17 protein-coding genes are annotated in these 16,396 nt (G+C 72.4%); 7 read left to right on the top strand and 10 right to left on the bottom strand.

Features of this window, described 5'->3' with window-relative positions:
* Nucleotides 1–96: 96 nt before the first annotated feature.
* Both VIG79_RS15470 and VIG79_RS15465 read right to left on the bottom strand, forming a co-directional pair.
* Entirely contained in the window at nucleotides 97–1,380 is a 1,284-nt protein-coding gene (locus VIG79_RS15470) for a DUF2064 domain-containing protein (protein ID WP_331887267.1), read from the bottom strand.
* Between the two features lie 5 nt (nucleotides 1,381–1,385).
* Nucleotides 1,386–2,045 (bottom strand): glycosyltransferase family 2 protein, encoded by a 660-nt coding sequence (locus VIG79_RS15465; protein WP_331887265.1) that lies wholly within the window; start codon nucleotides 2,043–2,045, stop codon nucleotides 1,386–1,388.
* A 103-nt stretch (nucleotides 2,046–2,148) separates the two neighbouring features.
* Between VIG79_RS15465 and VIG79_RS15460 the strand changes: the two genes are divergently transcribed.
* Nucleotides 2,149–2,856: a response regulator transcription factor gene (locus VIG79_RS15460; RefSeq protein WP_331887263.1), complete on the top strand. Its 708-nt coding sequence runs from the start codon at nucleotides 2,149–2,151 to the stop codon at nucleotides 2,854–2,856.
* Here the strand turns inward: VIG79_RS15460 and VIG79_RS15455 are convergent.
* Nucleotides 2,820–4,361, bottom strand: a complete 1,542-nt coding sequence (locus VIG79_RS15455) for a glycosyltransferase family 39 protein (protein ID WP_331887261.1) — start codon at nucleotides 4,359–4,361, stop codon at nucleotides 2,820–2,822. The two genes, VIG79_RS15460 and VIG79_RS15455, sit on opposite strands and share 37 nt — an antisense overlap.
* 177 nt (nucleotides 4,362–4,538) lie before the next feature.
* Between VIG79_RS15455 and VIG79_RS15450 the strand changes: the two genes are divergently transcribed.
* On the top strand, nucleotides 4,539–5,702 hold the full coding sequence (locus tag VIG79_RS15450; RefSeq protein WP_331887315.1) for a HAMP domain-containing sensor histidine kinase: 1,164 nt from the start codon (nucleotides 4,539–4,541) through the stop codon (nucleotides 5,700–5,702).
* Here VIG79_RS15450 and VIG79_RS15445 read toward each other — a convergent pair.
* From VIG79_RS15445 to VIG79_RS15435, 3 genes are read right to left on the bottom strand one after another with little or no spacing between them, the layout of a single operon-like run.
* The gene (locus VIG79_RS15445) at nucleotides 5,699–6,709 is read right to left on the bottom strand and encodes an NAD-dependent epimerase/dehydratase family protein (RefSeq protein WP_331887259.1); all 1,011 of its coding nucleotides are present in this window, start codon (nucleotides 6,707–6,709) and stop codon (nucleotides 5,699–5,701) included. The genes VIG79_RS15450 and VIG79_RS15445 overlap by 4 nt on opposite strands.
* A gap of 58 nt (nucleotides 6,710–6,767) precedes the next feature.
* Nucleotides 6,768–7,046 carry an ANTAR domain-containing protein gene (locus VIG79_RS15440; protein WP_331887257.1) on the bottom strand — a complete coding sequence of 93 codons (279 nt, stop codon included), beginning with the start codon at nucleotides 7,044–7,046 and terminating at the stop codon, nucleotides 6,768–6,770.
* A 26-nt stretch (nucleotides 7,047–7,072) separates the two neighbouring features.
* Nucleotides 7,073–7,258 (bottom strand): hypothetical protein, encoded by a 186-nt coding sequence (locus VIG79_RS15435; RefSeq protein WP_331887255.1) that lies wholly within the window; start codon nucleotides 7,256–7,258, stop codon nucleotides 7,073–7,075.
* 45 nt (nucleotides 7,259–7,303) lie between these two features.
* Between VIG79_RS15435 and VIG79_RS15430 the strand changes: the two genes are divergently transcribed.
* Nucleotides 7,304–8,227 (top strand): acyl-CoA dehydrogenase family protein, encoded by a 924-nt coding sequence (locus tag VIG79_RS15430; protein WP_331887253.1) that lies wholly within the window; start codon nucleotides 7,304–7,306, stop codon nucleotides 8,225–8,227.
* Nucleotides 8,228–8,275: 48 nt separating this feature from the next.
* Nucleotides 8,276–8,485 (top strand): DUF6582 domain-containing protein, encoded by a 210-nt coding sequence (locus VIG79_RS15425; protein ID WP_331887251.1) that lies wholly within the window; start codon nucleotides 8,276–8,278, stop codon nucleotides 8,483–8,485.
* A 167-nt stretch (nucleotides 8,486–8,652) separates the two neighbouring features.
* Here VIG79_RS15425 and VIG79_RS15420 read toward each other — a convergent pair whose 3' ends face one another.
* Nucleotides 8,653–8,928 carry a hypothetical protein gene (locus tag VIG79_RS15420; RefSeq protein ID WP_331887249.1) on the bottom strand — a complete coding sequence of 92 codons (276 nt, stop codon included), beginning with the start codon at nucleotides 8,926–8,928 and terminating at the stop codon, nucleotides 8,653–8,655.
* Between the two features lie 125 nt (nucleotides 8,929–9,053).
* Entirely contained in the window at nucleotides 9,054–12,062 is a 3,009-nt protein-coding gene (locus VIG79_RS15415; protein ID WP_331887247.1) for a helix-turn-helix transcriptional regulator, read from the bottom strand.
* Nucleotides 12,063–12,147: 85 nt separating this feature from the next.
* On the opposite strand from VIG79_RS15415, the gene VIG79_RS15410 reads away from it, so the two are divergent.
* Nucleotides 12,148–12,828 (top strand): DUF899 family protein, encoded by a 681-nt coding sequence (locus tag VIG79_RS15410; protein ID WP_331887245.1) that lies wholly within the window; start codon nucleotides 12,148–12,150, stop codon nucleotides 12,826–12,828.
* Between the two features lie 18 nt (nucleotides 12,829–12,846).
* Here VIG79_RS15410 and VIG79_RS15405 read toward each other — a convergent pair whose 3' ends face one another.
* Together VIG79_RS15405 and VIG79_RS15400 are read right to left on the bottom strand one after the other, a co-directional pair.
* Nucleotides 12,847–14,421, bottom strand: coding sequence for an alpha/beta-hydrolase family protein (locus VIG79_RS15405; RefSeq protein ID WP_331887243.1), 1,575 nt, complete (start codon nucleotides 14,419–14,421; stop codon nucleotides 12,847–12,849).
* Nucleotides 14,373–14,639: an alpha/beta-hydrolase N-terminal domain-containing protein gene (locus VIG79_RS15400; protein ID WP_331887241.1), complete on the bottom strand. Its 267-nt coding sequence runs from the start codon at nucleotides 14,637–14,639 to the stop codon at nucleotides 14,373–14,375. Before VIG79_RS15400 ends, VIG79_RS15405 begins: the two co-directional genes overlap by 49 nt.
* 19 nt (nucleotides 14,640–14,658) lie before the next feature.
* On the opposite strand from VIG79_RS15400, the gene VIG79_RS15395 reads away from it, so the two are divergent.
* Complete coding sequence (locus tag VIG79_RS15395) at nucleotides 14,659–15,111, top strand: GyrI-like domain-containing protein (RefSeq protein WP_331887239.1); 453 nt, start codon at nucleotides 14,659–14,661, stop codon at nucleotides 15,109–15,111.
* Between the two features lie 78 nt (nucleotides 15,112–15,189).
* A complete protein-coding gene (locus tag VIG79_RS15390; RefSeq protein WP_331887237.1) occupies nucleotides 15,190–16,395 on the top strand; it encodes a molybdopterin-dependent oxidoreductase in 1,206 nt (401 codons plus the stop codon).
* Nucleotide 16,396 lies beyond the last annotated feature (1 nt).

The following is a 16,396-nucleotide window of genomic DNA, read 5'->3' as shown; positions in this document are numbered from 1 at the left end:
CGCCCGGTCGGTGACGACCACGAGGTGCCGGGCACGGACGGCAACCAGTCGCTGGGCCCGATCACCGTCCGCGACACCTGCTCTACTGCGAGCCGGTCACCCGGCGTGCCGGAGCATGACGAACGCCCGACCGCTCACGTTCCACTCCTCCACGGCGACGAACCCCGCGCTCGCGGCCAGGTCCACGACGGCCGCCGACCCGAGCACCGCCCACGGCACCGGATGCGACCGGCGGCCCCAGGGGCCGTGCAGGGTCACCGTGGTCCGGATGTCGTGACCTCGGTCGGGACTGGTCTCGACCAGGGCCACGGCACCCGGGCGCAGCACGGCTCGGCAGCGGCGAAGCAGGGTGAGGGGGTCGCCGCCGATACCGATGTTGCCGTCGGCCAGGAGCACGGTCCCCCAGCGCCCCTCACCCGGCACGCGGTCGTGCACGTCGCGCAGCAGCGCGAACCCGCCGCGGCCACGGGTCTGGCGCACCGCCTCGCGGCTCAGGTCGACGCCGAGGGCGGGTATGCCCGCGCACGCCAACGCCTCGACGAACCGGCCGGGACCACACCCGATGTCGAGCACCGGACCCTCGCAGCGAGAGACGACCACCTCGTCGGCCTCGGTCAGCCGTCCCCACGGGGTGGCGTCGAGCATCCCTGCTCCGAGGAACCCGGCCGCGTGCTCCTTGCCGTCCGCCACGCGAATCTCGACCGGAACCCCGGACAGCGCCGCGTCGAACAGCGTCGCGGGCGAGCAGGGGGACCCGACGAGCCGCCGGTGCAGACGGCCGAACCGCGTGGCGGGCGCTGCGGCCGCGACCGCTGCCGCGTCCTCGGGGTCGTCGACGTCCCGCATCATGGGCAGAAGTCCCACCCGAAGGCCGAGGCGCTCGAGTCGGACGAGCTGGTCGCCTCCGGTCCGCGCGGTCGACATCGGCACGCCGCGGATCGCTCCCGGCACGTGTCGGCGGAAGCCGATCGACCAGTACCCACCGTCGCACGACGGTCCGAGTACCGCGTCGTCGTCGCCCCACGGCACATCGAGGTCGGCGGCCAGCAGATGAGGCGTGTCCATCCCGACGAGCAGCACACGGGCGGGGGCGCCCTCGGACGCGTACACGTCATCGAACACGTGCTCCAGCCGCTCGTCGAGCGTCGTACCCCGTTGTGGCAGAACGCATACCGACGACGGCAGCCACGGCACTCGCGGGCCGTCCCATGCGACCACCGTCCGCCGTGGGCCGAGGTCGCCCACCGCGTCGAGCGTGTCGCGGATGGCGGCAGCCGCCAGGGCAGCGGCCTCGGCGCCGCTGAACGCCGGTTGCAGCCGGGTCTTGACCCGGCCGGCGACCGGTGACTTGGCGAGCACGACGACGACCTCGGGCTTCATCCCGTTCACCGACTCAGCACGGCGGTCATGTCACGGACCGCACGGGCGGCGCCGAGCGGGGTCCCGGTGACCTTCGACCGACCCGACCGTGCGGCGTACGGGACGTCGACCTGCACGACGAGCCACCCCGCCTCGGCCGCCCGCACGACGGTCTCGACGGGGTAGCCGGACCGCCGGTCCTCGAGCCCAAGGGCGAGCAGGGCCTCGCGGGGGGCGACCCGCATCGGCCCGATATCGGCCAGCGACAACCCGGTTCGCCGGTTCACCCTCCCGGCCACCACCCGGTTGGCCACTCTCAGATGCCAGGGCCAGCTCGCCGCACTGACCGGAACACGTCGGCCGACGGCCAGGGTGGGCACGTCATCGGACGCCACCGCAGCGACGAACCGCTCCAGCTCCTGGGGGTCCAACGTCGCGTCGCAGTCCATCACCGCGACCAGCGGGGCGGTGGCGGCCTCCAGCCCTGCGTGACAGGCTGCGCCGTAGCCGCGTCGCCACTCAGAGACGACCGTCGCCCCCAGCCCGACGGCCACGTCTGCGGACCCGTCGGTCGAGCCGTTGTCGACGACGATCGGTCTGGCTCCGACCGGCATCCGGGACAGCACCCACTCCAGCGCCGCCGCCTCGTCCAAGCACGGCAGCACCACGTCCAGGGTGCAGTCCATTCCCGCACGGTATGGGTGACGCCTCGCCCCCGTCGTTCGGCGCCGATGACGAAGCCCTTACGGCGGCTTACCGTCGACCCGGTACGCCGCTAGCCTCGTCGTCGTGGCCGCCACCGTGATGGTCGCCGAGGACGATCCCACCGTCTCCGGCGTGCTCCTGGCGTACCTCCGCAAGGCGGGCTTCGACGCGTTCGTCTGCGAGGACGGTCCGGGTGCGCTGGCCGAGTGGAGCCGGCGGAAGCCGGACGTCGTCATCCTCGACATCATGCTGCCCGGCATGTCCGGACTCGACGTGCTGCGCCGCCGGCGAACGGACGACGACACCGCCGCCGTGATGATCCTCAGCGCTCTCGGCGACGAGGACGACCGCCTGCTCGGCCTCGACCTCGGCGCGGACGACTACATGGTCAAGCCGTTCAGCCCCCGGGAGGCAGTCGGCCGGGTCCAGTCCCTGCTCCGGCGGGCCGAACGCCTGGGCTCCGCTCCTCTGGTCCCGCGCCGGTTCTCGGCCGGACGGGTCACCCTCGATGTCGGGGCCCGGCGAGTCACCGTCAACGGGGCCGAAACCGCCCTGACGCCAAGGGAGTTCGACCTGCTCGGCTATCTCATGGCGCACCCGGGCGAAGCGTTCACCAAGGAGCAGCTGATGCGCCGGGTCTGGGGCTGGGACTTCGGCGACACCTCCACCGTCACCGTCCACGTGCGTCGGCTGCGCGAGAAGGTGGAGGTCGACCCGTCCGACCCGCAGCTGGTCGTGACGGCGCGGGGCGCCGGCTACCGCTTCGACGGTGACGTCGCCGCCGAGAGCTGACGAGACCCGTCACCGGCCAGCAGCGCCGTCGTCCGCACGTAGAGCAGCGCCGGGTGCGTCGGCAGATCGGTCTCGGGCAGGAACACGCCGTCCGGGACGACGGTCGAGGTCACCAGCGTGAAGTCCCGGGTGAGCGCGTCGCCGAACAGCCCGACATCGGTGGCGTTGTCCAGCACCACCGCGTTCACCCCTGCGAGGCTCCACGGCAGCACCCCGGAGAGGTGCTCGGGACCGTCCTTCGCGTGCGACAGGTCGTAGATGGCGATCGCCGAGGCGTGGGTGGGAAGGCCGGCCAGCCGTAGGTAGTACGGATGGGTCGGCACCAGCACCGTGCCCGGGAGCTGGCGAAGGGTCGCGATGAAGCGGTCCCCGGCGTCCCTATCCTCCTGCGACGGGACGACGCCGAGGTGTGCCGACGACATCGTGACGACCTGGACGGCCAGCAGTGCCGCCACGACCCACGCGACCGTCGCCGTCACGGACCCGGACCTCAACCACCGGGCCAGCAACAGGCCCAGCGCCCCGGCGGCCGCCGCCTGTGCCGGCATCGCGACGTTCGCCGCCCCGCCCTCGTGGAGCCGCGCCACCCACGACGCGGCGAGCATCCCCACCGCGCAGGCGGCGAGGTAGCCGTAGTCCTCGGGCCACGCGTCCCGCTCCCCTCGCTGCGACCCCGGGCGGACCCGTCGGACCACGAACGCCACCACGACGACGGCCGCGGACACGGCGAAGGGCAGGAGCAGGTCCTCCCACCAGAACGCCCACAGCCACCGGAGCGACCACGACTGGGTGGGCAGCTGTTCCACGACGTACCGGGCGTACCAGCCGTCGGTTACCACGTTGCCGACGAGCGTCGACGCCACCACCCCGATGCCGAGCGTCGTCGTCGCACCGACCCCCACTCCGCGACGGCGTACGAGAAGCCACAGCAGCATCGGCGCAGCCACGAGCAGGGCGTTCTGCTTGGTGAGGAAGGCCAGCAGCAACATCCCTCCCAGCCCGACCCCGCCCCGCCAGGTGCGCGCCCGCATACCGACGAACACCGCGGCCAGGAGCAGCGCGAGGAGCAGGGAGTCGACGCGGGCGGTGTCGGCGAAGGCGCCGCTGACGCGGTAGGTCGCGGCGTAGAGACCCGCAGCCACGATCCCCGCGACGGTGCTGCCGCCGGCGCGCCGCACGATGAGGGCCAGGAGCACCAGGACGGCGACACTCGCCGCGACCGAGACCACGCGCATCGTGGTGAGGTCGACCCCGGTGAGCTTGGCCAGCGCTCCAGTCAGCCAGAAGTAGAGCGGGGGGTAGGGCCACGGCGTGTACTCCGTGGTGGGCGGCCCGTAGAGCGACTGACCCGCCGCGACCCGGCCGGCCACCTCCACCGTGCTCCCCTCGAAGTAGGTCAGCTCATAGGGGTAGCCGATCCGCTGGAGGACCACCACGAGATACGCGGCGACGGAGGCCAGCCCGACTCCCGCGACGGCCTTCGTCGCCGCGTCTGCTCTGGCCACGCTCGACGGTAACCGCTGACCGAGCCGCACCGACCGTGGAGCAGCGCATCGCGGGGATGACGAATCCCTTACGAACCGGCGGCGGCCATCCGACCGGTGCGACCGCACGAATACCGACGGATACCCTCGCGAACGTGACGACCGCCAGCAGGACGGAGATAGACCCCCGTGGGTGACATGCTCACCATCGTCCTCGTCACCGTCGCGGTCTGCCTCGCGACGGCGTTGCTCGGCGTCGTCGTCCTGCATCTGGTCCGGATGCGTTCGCTGACCTGGTCGATCGTCGTCGCCGCGCTCATCCCCCTCGTGGCGGTCACGGCGTCGGTGGTCCTCAACGTCCAGCTGATGTTCATCTCGGCCCACGACTCGACCGCCGTCTCCGTCGCCCTCGGCTGCGCCACGGTCATCGGGGTGCTCGTGTCGTTCGTCCTGGGCCGGCGCGTCGCGCTCGGTTCGCGTCGGCTGACCACCGCGCTGCGCGACCTGGGTAGCGTGCCGCGGCACGGCGAGGCGCAGCGACCGGTGTCGGAGATGTCGACGAGCGGACAGCCGGGCGAGATCGTCGCGCTCGCCGAGGAGCTCGCCGCCACCCGGGAGCGGCTGGCCAACGCCCAGCAGCGCGCCCGCGCGCTGGAGGACAGCCGACGCGAGCTCGTGGCCTTCCTCTCGCACGACCTGCGCACTCCGCTCGCCGGGCTGCGTGCGCTCGCCGAGGGACTCGAGGACGGCGTCCTCGAGGACCGGTCGGCGGCGCTCCGGCAGATGCGCCAGACCGTGGACCGGATGACCGGACTCGTCGGCGACCTCTTCGAGCTGTCCCGGTTGCACACCCCGTCCGCCTCGGCGGTCCACCCCAGGTCGATGGTGAGCCTCGTCGAGCTGGCGCACGACGTCACCGGCGAGCTCGCCGCCCACGCCGCGCGCCGCGAGGTGCAGCTGCGCCTCGACGTGCCGGCCGGCGACGACCGGCTCGCCGTACGCGGCAACGCCGACGAGCTCGCCCGGGCCGTCACCAACCTGGTGGGCAACGCGATCCGGCACACCCCCCGGGGCGGAACGGTGGTCGTGACGACCCGTCGCGCCGCCGACGGGCGCATCGAGGTCGCGGTCACCGACGGGTGTGGCGGCATTCCGGCTCCGGACCTGGCCCGGGTGTTCGACGTCGGCTGGCGGGCCACTCCCGAACGCGGCACGCCGGACGACGCGGGCGCCGGGCTCGGTCTGGCCATCGCCAAGGGGGTCATCGAGGCGCACGCGGGCTCGATCGACGTCGAGAACGTCGCCGGTGGCTGCCGGTTCGGAGTCCGGCTCCCGCCGGAGCCGGTCGCCGAGATCGTCTAGAGACCGCGTACGCCGTCCATCAGCGGAACTCGGGCCGACCAGCCGAGCTCCTCGCGCGCGAGGTCGCTCGACGCGGTGATGTGCCGGACGTCGCCGAGCCGGAACTCGCCGGTGACCACCGGGTCCGGGCCGCCGCGGGCCTCGGCCAGGGCCGTGGCCATGCCGCCGATGGTCGTGACGGTCCCGGAACCCACGTTGTACGCGTGGTGTCCCGGGCGCTCGGACCCCACCGCCGCGGATACAGCCCGGGCGACGTCCGAGACGTGGACGAAGTCCCGTCGCTGGCCGCCGTCCTCGAAGACCTGGGGCGCCTCGCCTTTGTCGAGGCTGGAGAGGAATCGGGCGGCCACGCCGGCGTACGGGGTGTCGCGCGGCATCCCGGGTCCGTAGACGTTGTGGAACCGCAACGAGACCGCGACCCCGTCGGTCTCCCGGGCCCAGGATCCGGCAAGGTGCTCCTGCGCGACCTTCGTCGCCGCATACGTGTTGCGCGGGTCGAAGGGTGCGCCCTCGGTGACCAGTCCGGGGGTGAGGGCGCGACCGCAGACGGGACACGGGGGCTCGAACGCCCGGCGTCGCAACGCCTCCACGCTCCGCGGACCAGGTGGCACGAGGCCATGGGTGGGGCAGGTGTAGCGACCCTCCCCGTAGACGACCATGGAGCTCGCCTGGACGAAGCGCGCCACCCCCGCAGCGGCACAGCGGCGAAGCAGAACGGCGGTCCCGAGGTCGTTGCTCGACACGTAGTCGTCCATGTCGGCGATGTCCACTCCGAGCCCGACCTTGGCGGCCAGGTGGACGACGGCGTCGGTGCCAGGCAGGAGCCGGTCCAGGAGCTCGGCGTCGCGGACGTCGCCGACAACCACGCCTGCCGGCGGAGTCCGGTCACGGTGCACGTCGGGGCGCAGGCTGTCGAGGACGACGGGCTCGAGCCCCGCCTCGGTCAGGGCGGAGACGACGACGGTGCCGATGAAGCCGGCGGCCCCGGTGACCAGCACGCGCCGCACGGACCCCCCTGCGCCAGGCACGCTGCACGGTAACAGCCGGGCGGGCCGTGACCTCGGGTCAGCCGCGGGGCAGGTCGTCGACGCCCGGCAGCTCGCCCGTCTCGACCAGGTGCTCGGCGAGGTCGGCCAGCTTCCGGTTCGTGTGCTGGCTCATCACACGCAAGAGGTCGAAGGCCTGGGTCGGCGTCAGCCGGAGGCGCTCGACGAGGATCCCGACCGCCGTCCCCGTGACGCGGTTGCGCTGCAACGCGATCTCGAGGTTGTCCGCCCGGTCGGCGTGGCCCGCTGCGTCGATTGCGACGGTCGCGTGGTCGGCCAGGACACCCGCCCGACGCACCGCGTCCTCGTCGAACGCCCAGGGACTCAGCGATCTTGCCGGACGAGACGCCGGTCCGCGGACGGCCAGGCCTCCCGCACGGCTGGGACCGTACGCAGCGCCTGCGGGCCCCAGATCCCGAGGATGAGGTTGTCGACGGGGAGGTCTCGCCACGGCCGAGGCGACCAGCCGACGCCGCGGGCATACCCGGCCTGGCGCGTCCCGACACTCACCCGTTCGGCTGCTCGACGGGGACGCCGGTGGGGTACGACTGACTCATGACAGACGTCGCGGACCGGGTCCGAGCCCTACTGGCTGTCGTGCTCCCGCTGCCCGGGCACGGCCGGACGGCCGACCGGTGGGCCGCGCTCGCCGCCGCCGCTCGGGACGACGTCGTCGTCGGTCGGCTCCTGGAGGCCCACACCGACGCCGACGCGATCCTGGCCGAGGTCGCGGGCACCCGGGTGGCGATCGGCCAGTGGTGGGGCGTCTGGGCCGCCGAACCGCCGAGCCCGGTCGTGACCGCTGAACGGACGAGCGCCGGCTGGGTCCTGGTCGGCACCAAGGCCTGGTGTTCGGGAGCCGGCCTCTGCACCCACGCCCTGGTCACCGCCCGAGTCGATGACCGACGTCCGATGTTCGCCGTCGATCTCGCCCATCCCGGTGTCTCGGTCGACCTGTCCGGCTGGGCGGCGGCCGGCATGAGCCGCAGCGCCACCGGATCCGTGACCTTCGAGCGCGTGCCGGCCGATCCCGTGGGGGAGCCGTCCGCCTACCTGGGTCGGCCCGGGTTCTGGCACGGCGGCGCCGGGGTGGCCGCCTGCTGGCTCGGCGGGGCCGAGAAGGTGGCCGACACGCTGCGGCGGGCGGGTCCGCGGCTCGACGACCACGGAGCCGCCCATCTGGGCGCCGTCGACGCCGCGCTGTCCGCGGCCCGGTGGTCGCTGACGTCCGCCGCCGCCGAGGTCGACGAGCGCCCGGAGGACGTCGACCGCGCGAAGGTCCGCACGCACCGGCTCCGAGCCACCGTCGAGGCGGCGGCCAGCCAGACGCTCGACCATGTCGGCCGGGCGCTCGGCGCCACGCCGCTGGCCACCGACCCGTTGCACACCCAGGCGGTCTCCGACCTGCTGGTCTACCTACGCCAGAGCCACGCCGAACGCGACCTGGCCGCGCTGGGACGGTTGGTCGCCGACTCGTGAGCGCCGGTTCCGGTTGCCGGTTCCGGGCGACCGTCGAAAACTGGAGGCATGGCCAAAGACCTCAGCGATGCGGACAACCGCAACAAGCTCAAGGACCAGTCGTTCGCCCTGCCCGACGAGCGGAAGTATCCCATCCCCGACATCGAGCACGCCCGCAACGCGCTCGCGCGGGTGGCTCAGAACGGCACGGCCGAGGAGAAGAAGAAGGTTCGAGCGGCGGTCGAGAAGCGCTACCCGAGCCTCAAGAAGGACGACTGACGCGACGGTGATGCCCGGCGTCCGGCGTGGTCAAACGCCGGACACCGGGCATCGGGCAGGACCCGAGGCCGGACGACGGCACCGCTCTCTGGGGGAGGCGCGGCCCGTCCGGCACGTCGCCCGACGAGGTCTGGTGGCACCCCTGCGACGCCACCGGACCGCTCGGGTCAGGCTGTGGCGTGCCCATGGGGACGGCGCGCCGCGGCGCGGACCACGACGACCGACCCAGCGCCGACGGCCAGCCCGATCAGGACGCCGCCGGCGAGGATGCGGACGTCGAGAGCCGAGTCCGTCGGGGCCGGCACGAGCAGGACGGTGCTCGGGCCGGCGTAGTTCGGCTCGGGCGCCCTCTGCGCCAGGGCCGGGGACACGGTCATCAGAAGGGCACCGGCGCTCAGTGCGGACGCAGCGGCGAGACGGACGGGGATGGTGGGGTTCGACATGGTGGGCTCCTCAGGACGGGCGTGGTGTGTTGCCCTTCCAGGTTCGGGTCCGCGCCGGGCCGTCACATCCGGCGATGAACCTTATTCATGCCGGTCGACCGCCTTACCTGGTCCCGCCCCCGACCTCAGTCGGCTTCGTGATCCATCACGGCACCGGTCCGGCGACCCCAAGCGGCGGCCTCCACCCGGGTGTGGGTCCCAGTCTTGCGAAGGATGTTGGAGATGTGGACGCTGGCCGTCTTCTCGCTGATGAACAGGGCCCGCGCGATCTCCGCGTTCGTCCGCCCGGCATCGACGTGGGCCAGGACCTCTCGCTCCCGCTCGCTGAGGACCGAAGCGGCCCGGGCGCCCGCCTGTAGCGTCGGCCGCACCACCTCCTGGAGGTTGAGGTCGGCGGCCCGAGCCAGCGCCTGGATCTCCCGGGTCAGCGGGGCAGCGCCCAACCCGGAGGCCAGCGCGTAGGCCCGTCGCAACGGTGCGTTCGCTCGTGATCGCGCACCGTCACCCCGCAGCAGCGCCTGGCCGAGCCGCCAACCACAGAGCGCCTCGTCCCACGTGAACCCGGACTCCTGGTTGACGAGCATGGCCGCCTCCCAGGCCTCCGGTTCGTCGGCGTCCCGGCGACAGCGCGCCACCTCGGCCCGGAGGCGCGCCCCCCAGCTGCCGTGGGTGACGGGGTCGTCGATCTGCGCGCGGGGGTGGCGCGCGAGCTCAGCTCCGTACCCGAGCATCTCGTCGAGGGCGGCCAGGGCTTCGCCTTCGGCGGCGGCGTCCTGACGATCCCGCGCCTCCTGGGCGAGGTCCGCGGCGGCGCTGGCCCCCAAGGCGGTATGCAGGTCGCCCTGCTGGTCGCGCCACGCCACCCGCTCATACCGCTCCCGCAGGGTGGCCAGCGCGGAGCGCGGGTCCCCACGCGCGAGCTGGAGCTCGACGATCGGCCGGTCCAAGGGCCACCCCACCCAGCTCGCGTCGACCAGCTCGAGCATGCGGTCCACGTGCGCCTGGGCCTGGCGAAGGTCACCGGTCCGCAATGCCAGCGACGACATCACGGTGCTGGCGGTGGCGCCTCCGAAGGTCAACCGGCCGGCGGCGAGCGCCGGCCGGAGCAGGCGTCGACACTCGTCCCAGTCCCCGAGCGAGAGCAGTACGCCGGCGCCGGCGCCGGCCAGGAACGTCGAGGTCACGGGGTCCCCCGCTGCGAGAACCTCCGCCGACAGGCGCCGGAACAGCGCGACGGAGTCAGCCAGTCGGGACTGGTACTGCAGGTAGTTGGTCCAGTAGATGGCCGCGGACCCCATCCTCAGCGCGTCCCCGGCCTCTGCGGCGAACGCATAGGCGTCCTGGAGGTGCGTCAGCGCTGCCGATCCCTCGTCGTAGAACTCGACGATTCCGGCAGCGCAGCCGGCCCTGGCCATCGCCTCGGGAGCCCCTGACCGCTGGGCCACCTCGAGGGCGGCCCGGCTCGCTGCCCAGCCCGGGCTCACGACACCGCCACGGTCGTCTCCGGGCTCGGCTACGTCGTTCCACACGCGGGCGATCGCCAGCTCGGCCAGCGCCACCGCCCGTTCGGCGCTGTCCGGTGCACCCTCGGTCAAGGCGACAGCGTGGAACACCTCCGGCAGGATCGTCTGCCGACCGTGTGGTGCGGCGTCCCACGACGACGTGCACCAGTCGATGAGGACGGTGCTGGCCAGGAGTGGCTCACTCGCCTCGTCGACGCATACCCGAGCGCGGTCCAGGTACGCGAGCCGCCGGTCGAGGGCGCCGGAGCGTCGGGCAGCGCGCGCCGCTCGGCGCAGCAGCGCGAGCAACCCGGGGCTCTCCGCCTGCACCTCGGCGGACACGTCGGGCCACAGCGAACAGGCCCGCTCCAAGGCGTCGTCGGCGACCGTCCACGCCGACAGCCGCTCGGCCTCGGTGGCCGCCCGCACCGCCCACCGGAACGCGGGGTCGACGTCTCCTGCGGCGTGGTGATGCAGGGCGGCGGCGGCGACCAGGCCCGGCGTCTCGCCGTGCCGTCGGATGCGGTCCTCGATGGCGGCGGCGTAGGCGGCGTGGACGGTCCGCGGGTCGACGCGCGTGGGGGCGACCCGGAGCAGGTCGGCCAGCAGCGGGTGCCGGAACCACACGCGTCCGGCGCGAGACAGGGTGAGCACCCCGGCGGTCACGCCCTCGGCGACCAACGGTGAGGTGGGACCCAGCCACGGGGCACTCGGCGTCACGACCTGCGGGAGGACGTCGACGTCGACCGGGCGGCCGCCCAGCGCAACGAGTCTCGTGAGCTCTCGGGCCGGGACGCTCAGCGTCCTCCAGCGAGCCGCCACCGCGTCCGCGAGGTCGTCGGGCAGGTCTGCGGGCAGGCCCCCATCGGGAGTGAGACGGCGCACCAGCAGCTCCGTGAAGTACGCATTGCCACGGGTGCGGGCGTACACCTCGCCCGCCAGCTCGGGGGTCGTGGCCCGGTCGATCAGGGTCGACACCAGCCGCTCCGTGTCCTCGCGGTCGAGCCGCTCGAGGAAGAGCTGATCGACGTTCGGCATCCGGCTGGTGTCGCCCAGCCACTGGTCGAGGGCGTCATGGCCACGCCGGTCCTCGTCGCGGTAAGCCAGGAGCAGTCCGAGCCGCTGGCGACCCAGACCCGCGAGGACGTAGGCCAGGAAATCCAGAGAGGCATTATCGGCCCACTGCAGGTCGTCCACGACGAGCAGCACCGGCCGATCGGAACAGATGGCCCGGAGCACGTCGTCGAGTGCGGTCAGCATCGAGGCCGGGCCGGCGGTCTCGGCCTGCCGGTTGGGGTCGGCCGCCGCGAGGAGGCGCGCGAAGTTGTCCGGGAGCGCCCCGCCGCCGTCGGCCTGCCACGACCGCAGGGCCAGCATCAACGCTCCGTACGGCACGACGGACGTCGTGAAGTGGACGCAGGTCCCGCGCAAGACCTCGATGCCGCGGTCACGGGCTTCCTCCACGGTCGCCTCGAGCAGCCGGGTCTTGCCGACCCCCGCCTCGCCGTGGACCAGCAGGGCCCCGGGTCGGTCCGTGGTCAGCCCGAGGAGGAGGTCGCCGAGCAGCACGCGTTCGCGCTCTCGGCCGACGAAGGGCCGAGAGCCGGACCCGGTGGCTGCCCAACCCACCATGCGTTCATTGTGTCGAAACGCCTCGTGTCGCGCCGCCGCTTCGCCTCGACGCGACGCCCGGTGCGCGGCTGGATAACGTGGAGCGATGACGACGGACAAGCACGACCAGCCGGACGCCGCCCCACCGGTCGTCGACCGGGCCACCTTCGACGCCGCCCTGGCCGACCAGGTCGCCCGGGAGAAGGAGGTCACCCGGCACGGTGACCGGGTGTCTGCCGCCCGCCGCCGGCTGCCCATGGTCGAGGTCGAGGACTACACCTTCGCCGGTCCGGACGGCCCGGTGACGCTCGTCGACCTGTTCGGCGACGACTACCAGCTGGTGGTCCAGAACGTCATGTTCGACCCGAGCTGGGACGCGGGCTGCCCGAGCTGCACGTGGGCGGTGGACAACCTACCGGCCAACATGGGCCGGCTCTCCGACGAGGCCATCGCCTTCGCGATGATCTCCCAGGCGCCGATCGAGAAGCTCGAGGCCTGGCGGGCCGAGCGCGGCTGGGACCACCGGTGGGTCTCCTCGTACGACACCTCGTACCACGACGACTGGGGCTGGACGCAGCAGGACGAGACGGGCCAGGAGGGGCAGCGGCCCGGCTACTCCTACTACCTGTTGCGCGACGGGAAGCCCTATCTCACCTACGCCACGACGGCGCGGGGCACCGAGGCGATCCTCCCGGTGGCGCACATCATGGACCGCACCGCCTATGGCCGGCAGCAGGACTGGGAGGACAGTCCACCGGGCTGGCCGCAGTACCCGACCTACGGGTGACCTGGACCCATCCGGGACTCACCCCGGGTTGGCGGCGTGGATCGCCGCCATGATCTGCGTGTAGTCGCCGTTGATGGGCATCCCGAGGATCCCGGCCCAGGCCGGGACCGTCTCGTTCTCGTAGTAGCGGTGACCGAACCCACCGGGTACGGAGTTGGACATCGCCATGTCGCCACTCACCTGCCAGAAGGTCACGAACGGCAGCCACGACATATAGCTCATCGGCGTGTCCGGTATGCGGGTCTCCTCGAGCCAGCTCGGGGTGCTCAGCAGGAGGCTGGGCGACCACCAGACGACCGGGTCGTTGTCATGCTGCAGGTAGGCGACGCGGGGCGCCTCCCACGGTGAGTAGGCGTGCCCGTACTCGTCCGCGCTGAGCCGGGGCACGTCGCCGGCGAAGCGGATATGACGGCCGTCGTCGATGGTCGGGTCGATCGTTGTCGAGCCGTACGTGCGGTTCTCGGTGAGCTCCGCGTGCAGGTCGGTGAACGACGGGGTACCCGTCCAGAGGGCACCGTCGAGTTTCGAGAGCATGTCGGCCGGGGACTCGAACGCGCCGTTGCCGCCGTATGCGCCCAGAGACTCTCCGCCGGCGTACAGCTTGGGCCGGGTTCCCTCCGGGCGGCCACTGACCCGCGCGGCGACCGCATCGAACAGCATGCGCCCCACCAGGGGCGGCTGCTTGCGAGACGTGATGAGCGCGAGCGCGGACGGCAGGGTGGAGTACTGCATGGTCACGATGGCCGTGTCGCCGCGCATGAGGTACTCGAACGACTCGGCCGCCCACTCGTTGACGAAGCCCGTGCTGGTCGACGTGACGACGAGGACCGCTTTGCGGTCGAGCCCGCCGGTCCGGTCGAGCTCGGCGATGGCGAGGTCGCGGGTCTGTTCGAGGGTGCGGTTGTTGTCGACGGCGACGAACACCCGGATCGGTTCCTTCGCCGGCTCGTTCACGGCGGCGGTGATCTTCTGCGCGGTGGGGCCGGAGCCGATGAAGGTCTTCCCGTCCGCACCGATGCTGTCCCAGGTGACGAGCGAGCCGGGACCGCCGGACCGCAGCGCCGAGGTCGGCGCCTTCAGCCCTCCCGGCACGCTCGCGTTCGCCGCGTCGGCCTGTGCCTTGGCCGCCGCGAGCAGGCCGCGGGCCACCACCTGGTCGAGGACTCCGCCGACCACGACCACGGTCAGCACGGTGGCGATCAGTCGGGCGGTCTTCACCCTCGTGACGCGGCGCCCGACGTGCCCCGTGACCCACCGGACGAGGGCCGCGATCGCCTTGAAGAACCCGATGAACAGGGCCATCACGACCGCGGCGGTGAGGGTGCTCCCGATCGGGTAGAGCGGGCCGGGGGGCGGATCTCCGACGTAGGCGGTCACGGCGTAGTGCCAGACCAGGTTCACCACCGGGTAGATGAGCGTGCCGATGGCCAGCAGGACGATCAGGATGATGCCCGCGACCCGCTTCGCCTTGGCGTTGATGCTCATCCGGAAGTCGGACCACCGGCCGATGGCGCGAACGGCGGACGAGATGGCGAGCCCGACAGCTAGAAGATCAGCGCGAGGATCCCGGAGATGAGCCCTTGGAAGTACCACGGGCGCGGCAGCAGCGATGGGGTGTCGGCTGCGAGGTAGCCGAAAACGGCCAGTATCAAGGGAAATCGCGGAATGCGCTTGATGCGGGTCCACAGGCGCCGGAACAGGCTGGGCTTCGCCGGACCGGTGGCGTCGGGCGGGTCCCCCTCGGCGCCCTCGAGGCCGCCCGGCTCGGCGAGTTCGGAGCGCCGGGTTCGCATCGCGCCAGTCTGGCGCACCGGCGGCCATGATGCTGGTATGGACTACGAGGTGAGCGTCGTGAGCGTCGAGGCCCGGCCGACCGCCGTGGTCGCCGAGACGACGACGTGGAGCGACTTTCCGGCCCGGTGGGGCCAGCTCTCCGGCGAGGTCTGGGACTGCCTGCGTGCGGGAGGGGTCCATCGCGGGTGTCCCAACGTCATGCTGTACCTCGACGACGTCCCCCACGTCGAGGTGGGTGTCCTGCTGACGCAGCCGTGCCCGCTGACGGGCCGCGTCGTCGCCTCGGCGCTGCCGGCCGGGCGCGTGGCGACGACGGTGCATCAGGGCTCCTTCGGGGACGTCGGAGCCGCGCACGAGGCCGTGGTCGATTGGTGCATGGCGCAGGGGCTGCGCCTCGACCGCACCCGTTGGGAGGTCTACGGCCCGCACCACGACGACCCGGCGCAGCAGCAGACGCAGGTGTTCTGGCGGCTCGCCCCGAGCGAGTAGGACACCCCCCGCCGGCGTCAGCGTTCGGTAACCGCGCGGACGGGCCCGTCGCGGCCGGCGGCCACGATGATGGCGAACGTGCCGATCCTCGAACGGTTGAACGGGCCGCGGCCCGAGCGCTGGCCGGCGTTCAACAGCCCGGTCCGCTCGACGGCGCTCACCGCCCGGATCGGCCGGGTGCTCGGCATCTGCTTCGGAATCTGTTTCGTGACAGGGATGCTCAGCTACTACCAGTACGCGCCCTGGTCGTGGCTGCCCGAGCCCGCAAGCCCCGTCTGGCTCTACCGGTTCACGCAGGGCCTGCACGTCGCGACGGGCACGGCGACCATCCCGCTCCTCCTGGTCAAGCTGTGGTCGGTCTACCCGAACCTCTTCCGGTGGCCGGCCGTGCGCTCCCTCAAGCACGCCGCCGAACGTCTCTCGGTGTTCGTCCTCATCTCGACCGCGTTGGTACAGCTGACGACTGGATACCTCAACACCCTGAACTGGTACCCGTGGCCCTGGGACTTCGTGTCTGTCCACCGGTTCCTGGCCTACGTCCTCATCGGGTCGATCCTGCTGCACGTCGGTCTGAAGCTGCCGGACATCAAGTACGGGCTGGAGGCCGACCTGGCCACGGCCGATGTGCTGACCGAGATCCCCTGGAGCGAGAACCCCCTCGCGCACAGCAACGCCGGTGACGTCCCTCCTCCCCCGACCCCCGCGCTGTCCCGCCGTGGAGTGCTCGTGGCGGGGGCCGCCGGCCTCGGCGCGGTCGTCGTGACCTCGGTCGGCCAGACAGTGACCCCGCTGGAGCCGATCGGCCTGCTCGCGGTGCGGCAGTGGACCAAGGGGCCGCAAGGGGTCCCGGTCAACAAGACGGCGGACCAGGCCGGGATCATCGCCGAGGCGTCCTCCGGCGACTGGCGGCTGCACGTTGCCGGCCGGACGCCCTACGTCCTGACCCTCGCCGACCTCGACGAGCTCGCCCAGGCGGAGGCCCAGCTGCCGGTCACCTGCGTGGAAGGGTGGAGCGTGGGAGCGCACTGGCGCGGCATACCGCTGCTCGAGGTCGTTCGCCGGGCCGGCGGGGACGCCTCGTCCCGGGTACGCGTGGTCTCGCTGGAGCAGGGCCTGTACGGCAACAGCGTCGTGGTGGGACCGCAGGTCTCGGCGGCGCTGCTGGCGACCCACCTCAACGGCGAGCGGCTGAACCTCGACCACGGCTACCCGTTGCGGCTGATCAGCCCGAACCGGCCGGGCGTACTCAACACCAAGTGGCTCACCAGCGTGGAGGTGACCTGAC

This window comes from Lapillicoccus sp., assembly GCF_036559105.1.
Lineage (GTDB): Bacteria > Actinomycetota > Actinomycetes > Actinomycetales > Dermatophilaceae > Lapillicoccus.
This window is presented reverse-complemented; position numbering and strand designations above follow the sequence as displayed.

Excerpts from the sequence above, each read along its gene's own strand:
- VIG79_RS15470 (WP_331887267.1), bottom strand. The coding sequence starts at position 1,380 with ATGAAGCCCGAGGTCGTCGTCGTGCTCGCCAAGTCACCGGTCGCCGGC.
- VIG79_RS15465 (WP_331887265.1), bottom strand. The coding sequence starts at position 2,045 with ATGGACTGCACCCTGGACGTGGTGCTGCCGTGCTTGGACGAGGCGGCG.
- VIG79_RS15450 (WP_331887315.1), top strand. The coding sequence starts at position 4,539 with ATGCTCACCATCGTCCTCGTCACCGTCGCGGTCTGCCTCGCGACGGCG.
- VIG79_RS15430 (WP_331887253.1), top strand. The coding sequence starts at position 7,304 with ATGACAGACGTCGCGGACCGGGTCCGAGCCCTACTGGCTGTCGTGCTC.
- VIG79_RS15425 (WP_331887251.1), top strand. The coding sequence starts at position 8,276 with ATGGCCAAAGACCTCAGCGATGCGGACAACCGCAACAAGCTCAAGGAC.
- VIG79_RS15420 (WP_331887249.1), bottom strand. The coding sequence starts at position 8,928 with ATGTCGAACCCCACCATCCCCGTCCGTCTCGCCGCTGCGTCCGCACTG.
- VIG79_RS15415 (WP_331887247.1), bottom strand. The coding sequence starts at position 12,062 with ATGGTGGGTTGGGCAGCCACCGGGTCCGGCTCTCGGCCCTTCGTCGGC.
- VIG79_RS15410 (WP_331887245.1), top strand. The coding sequence starts at position 12,148 with ATGACGACGGACAAGCACGACCAGCCGGACGCCGCCCCACCGGTCGTC.
- VIG79_RS15395 (WP_331887239.1), top strand. The coding sequence starts at position 14,659 with ATGGACTACGAGGTGAGCGTCGTGAGCGTCGAGGCCCGGCCGACCGCC.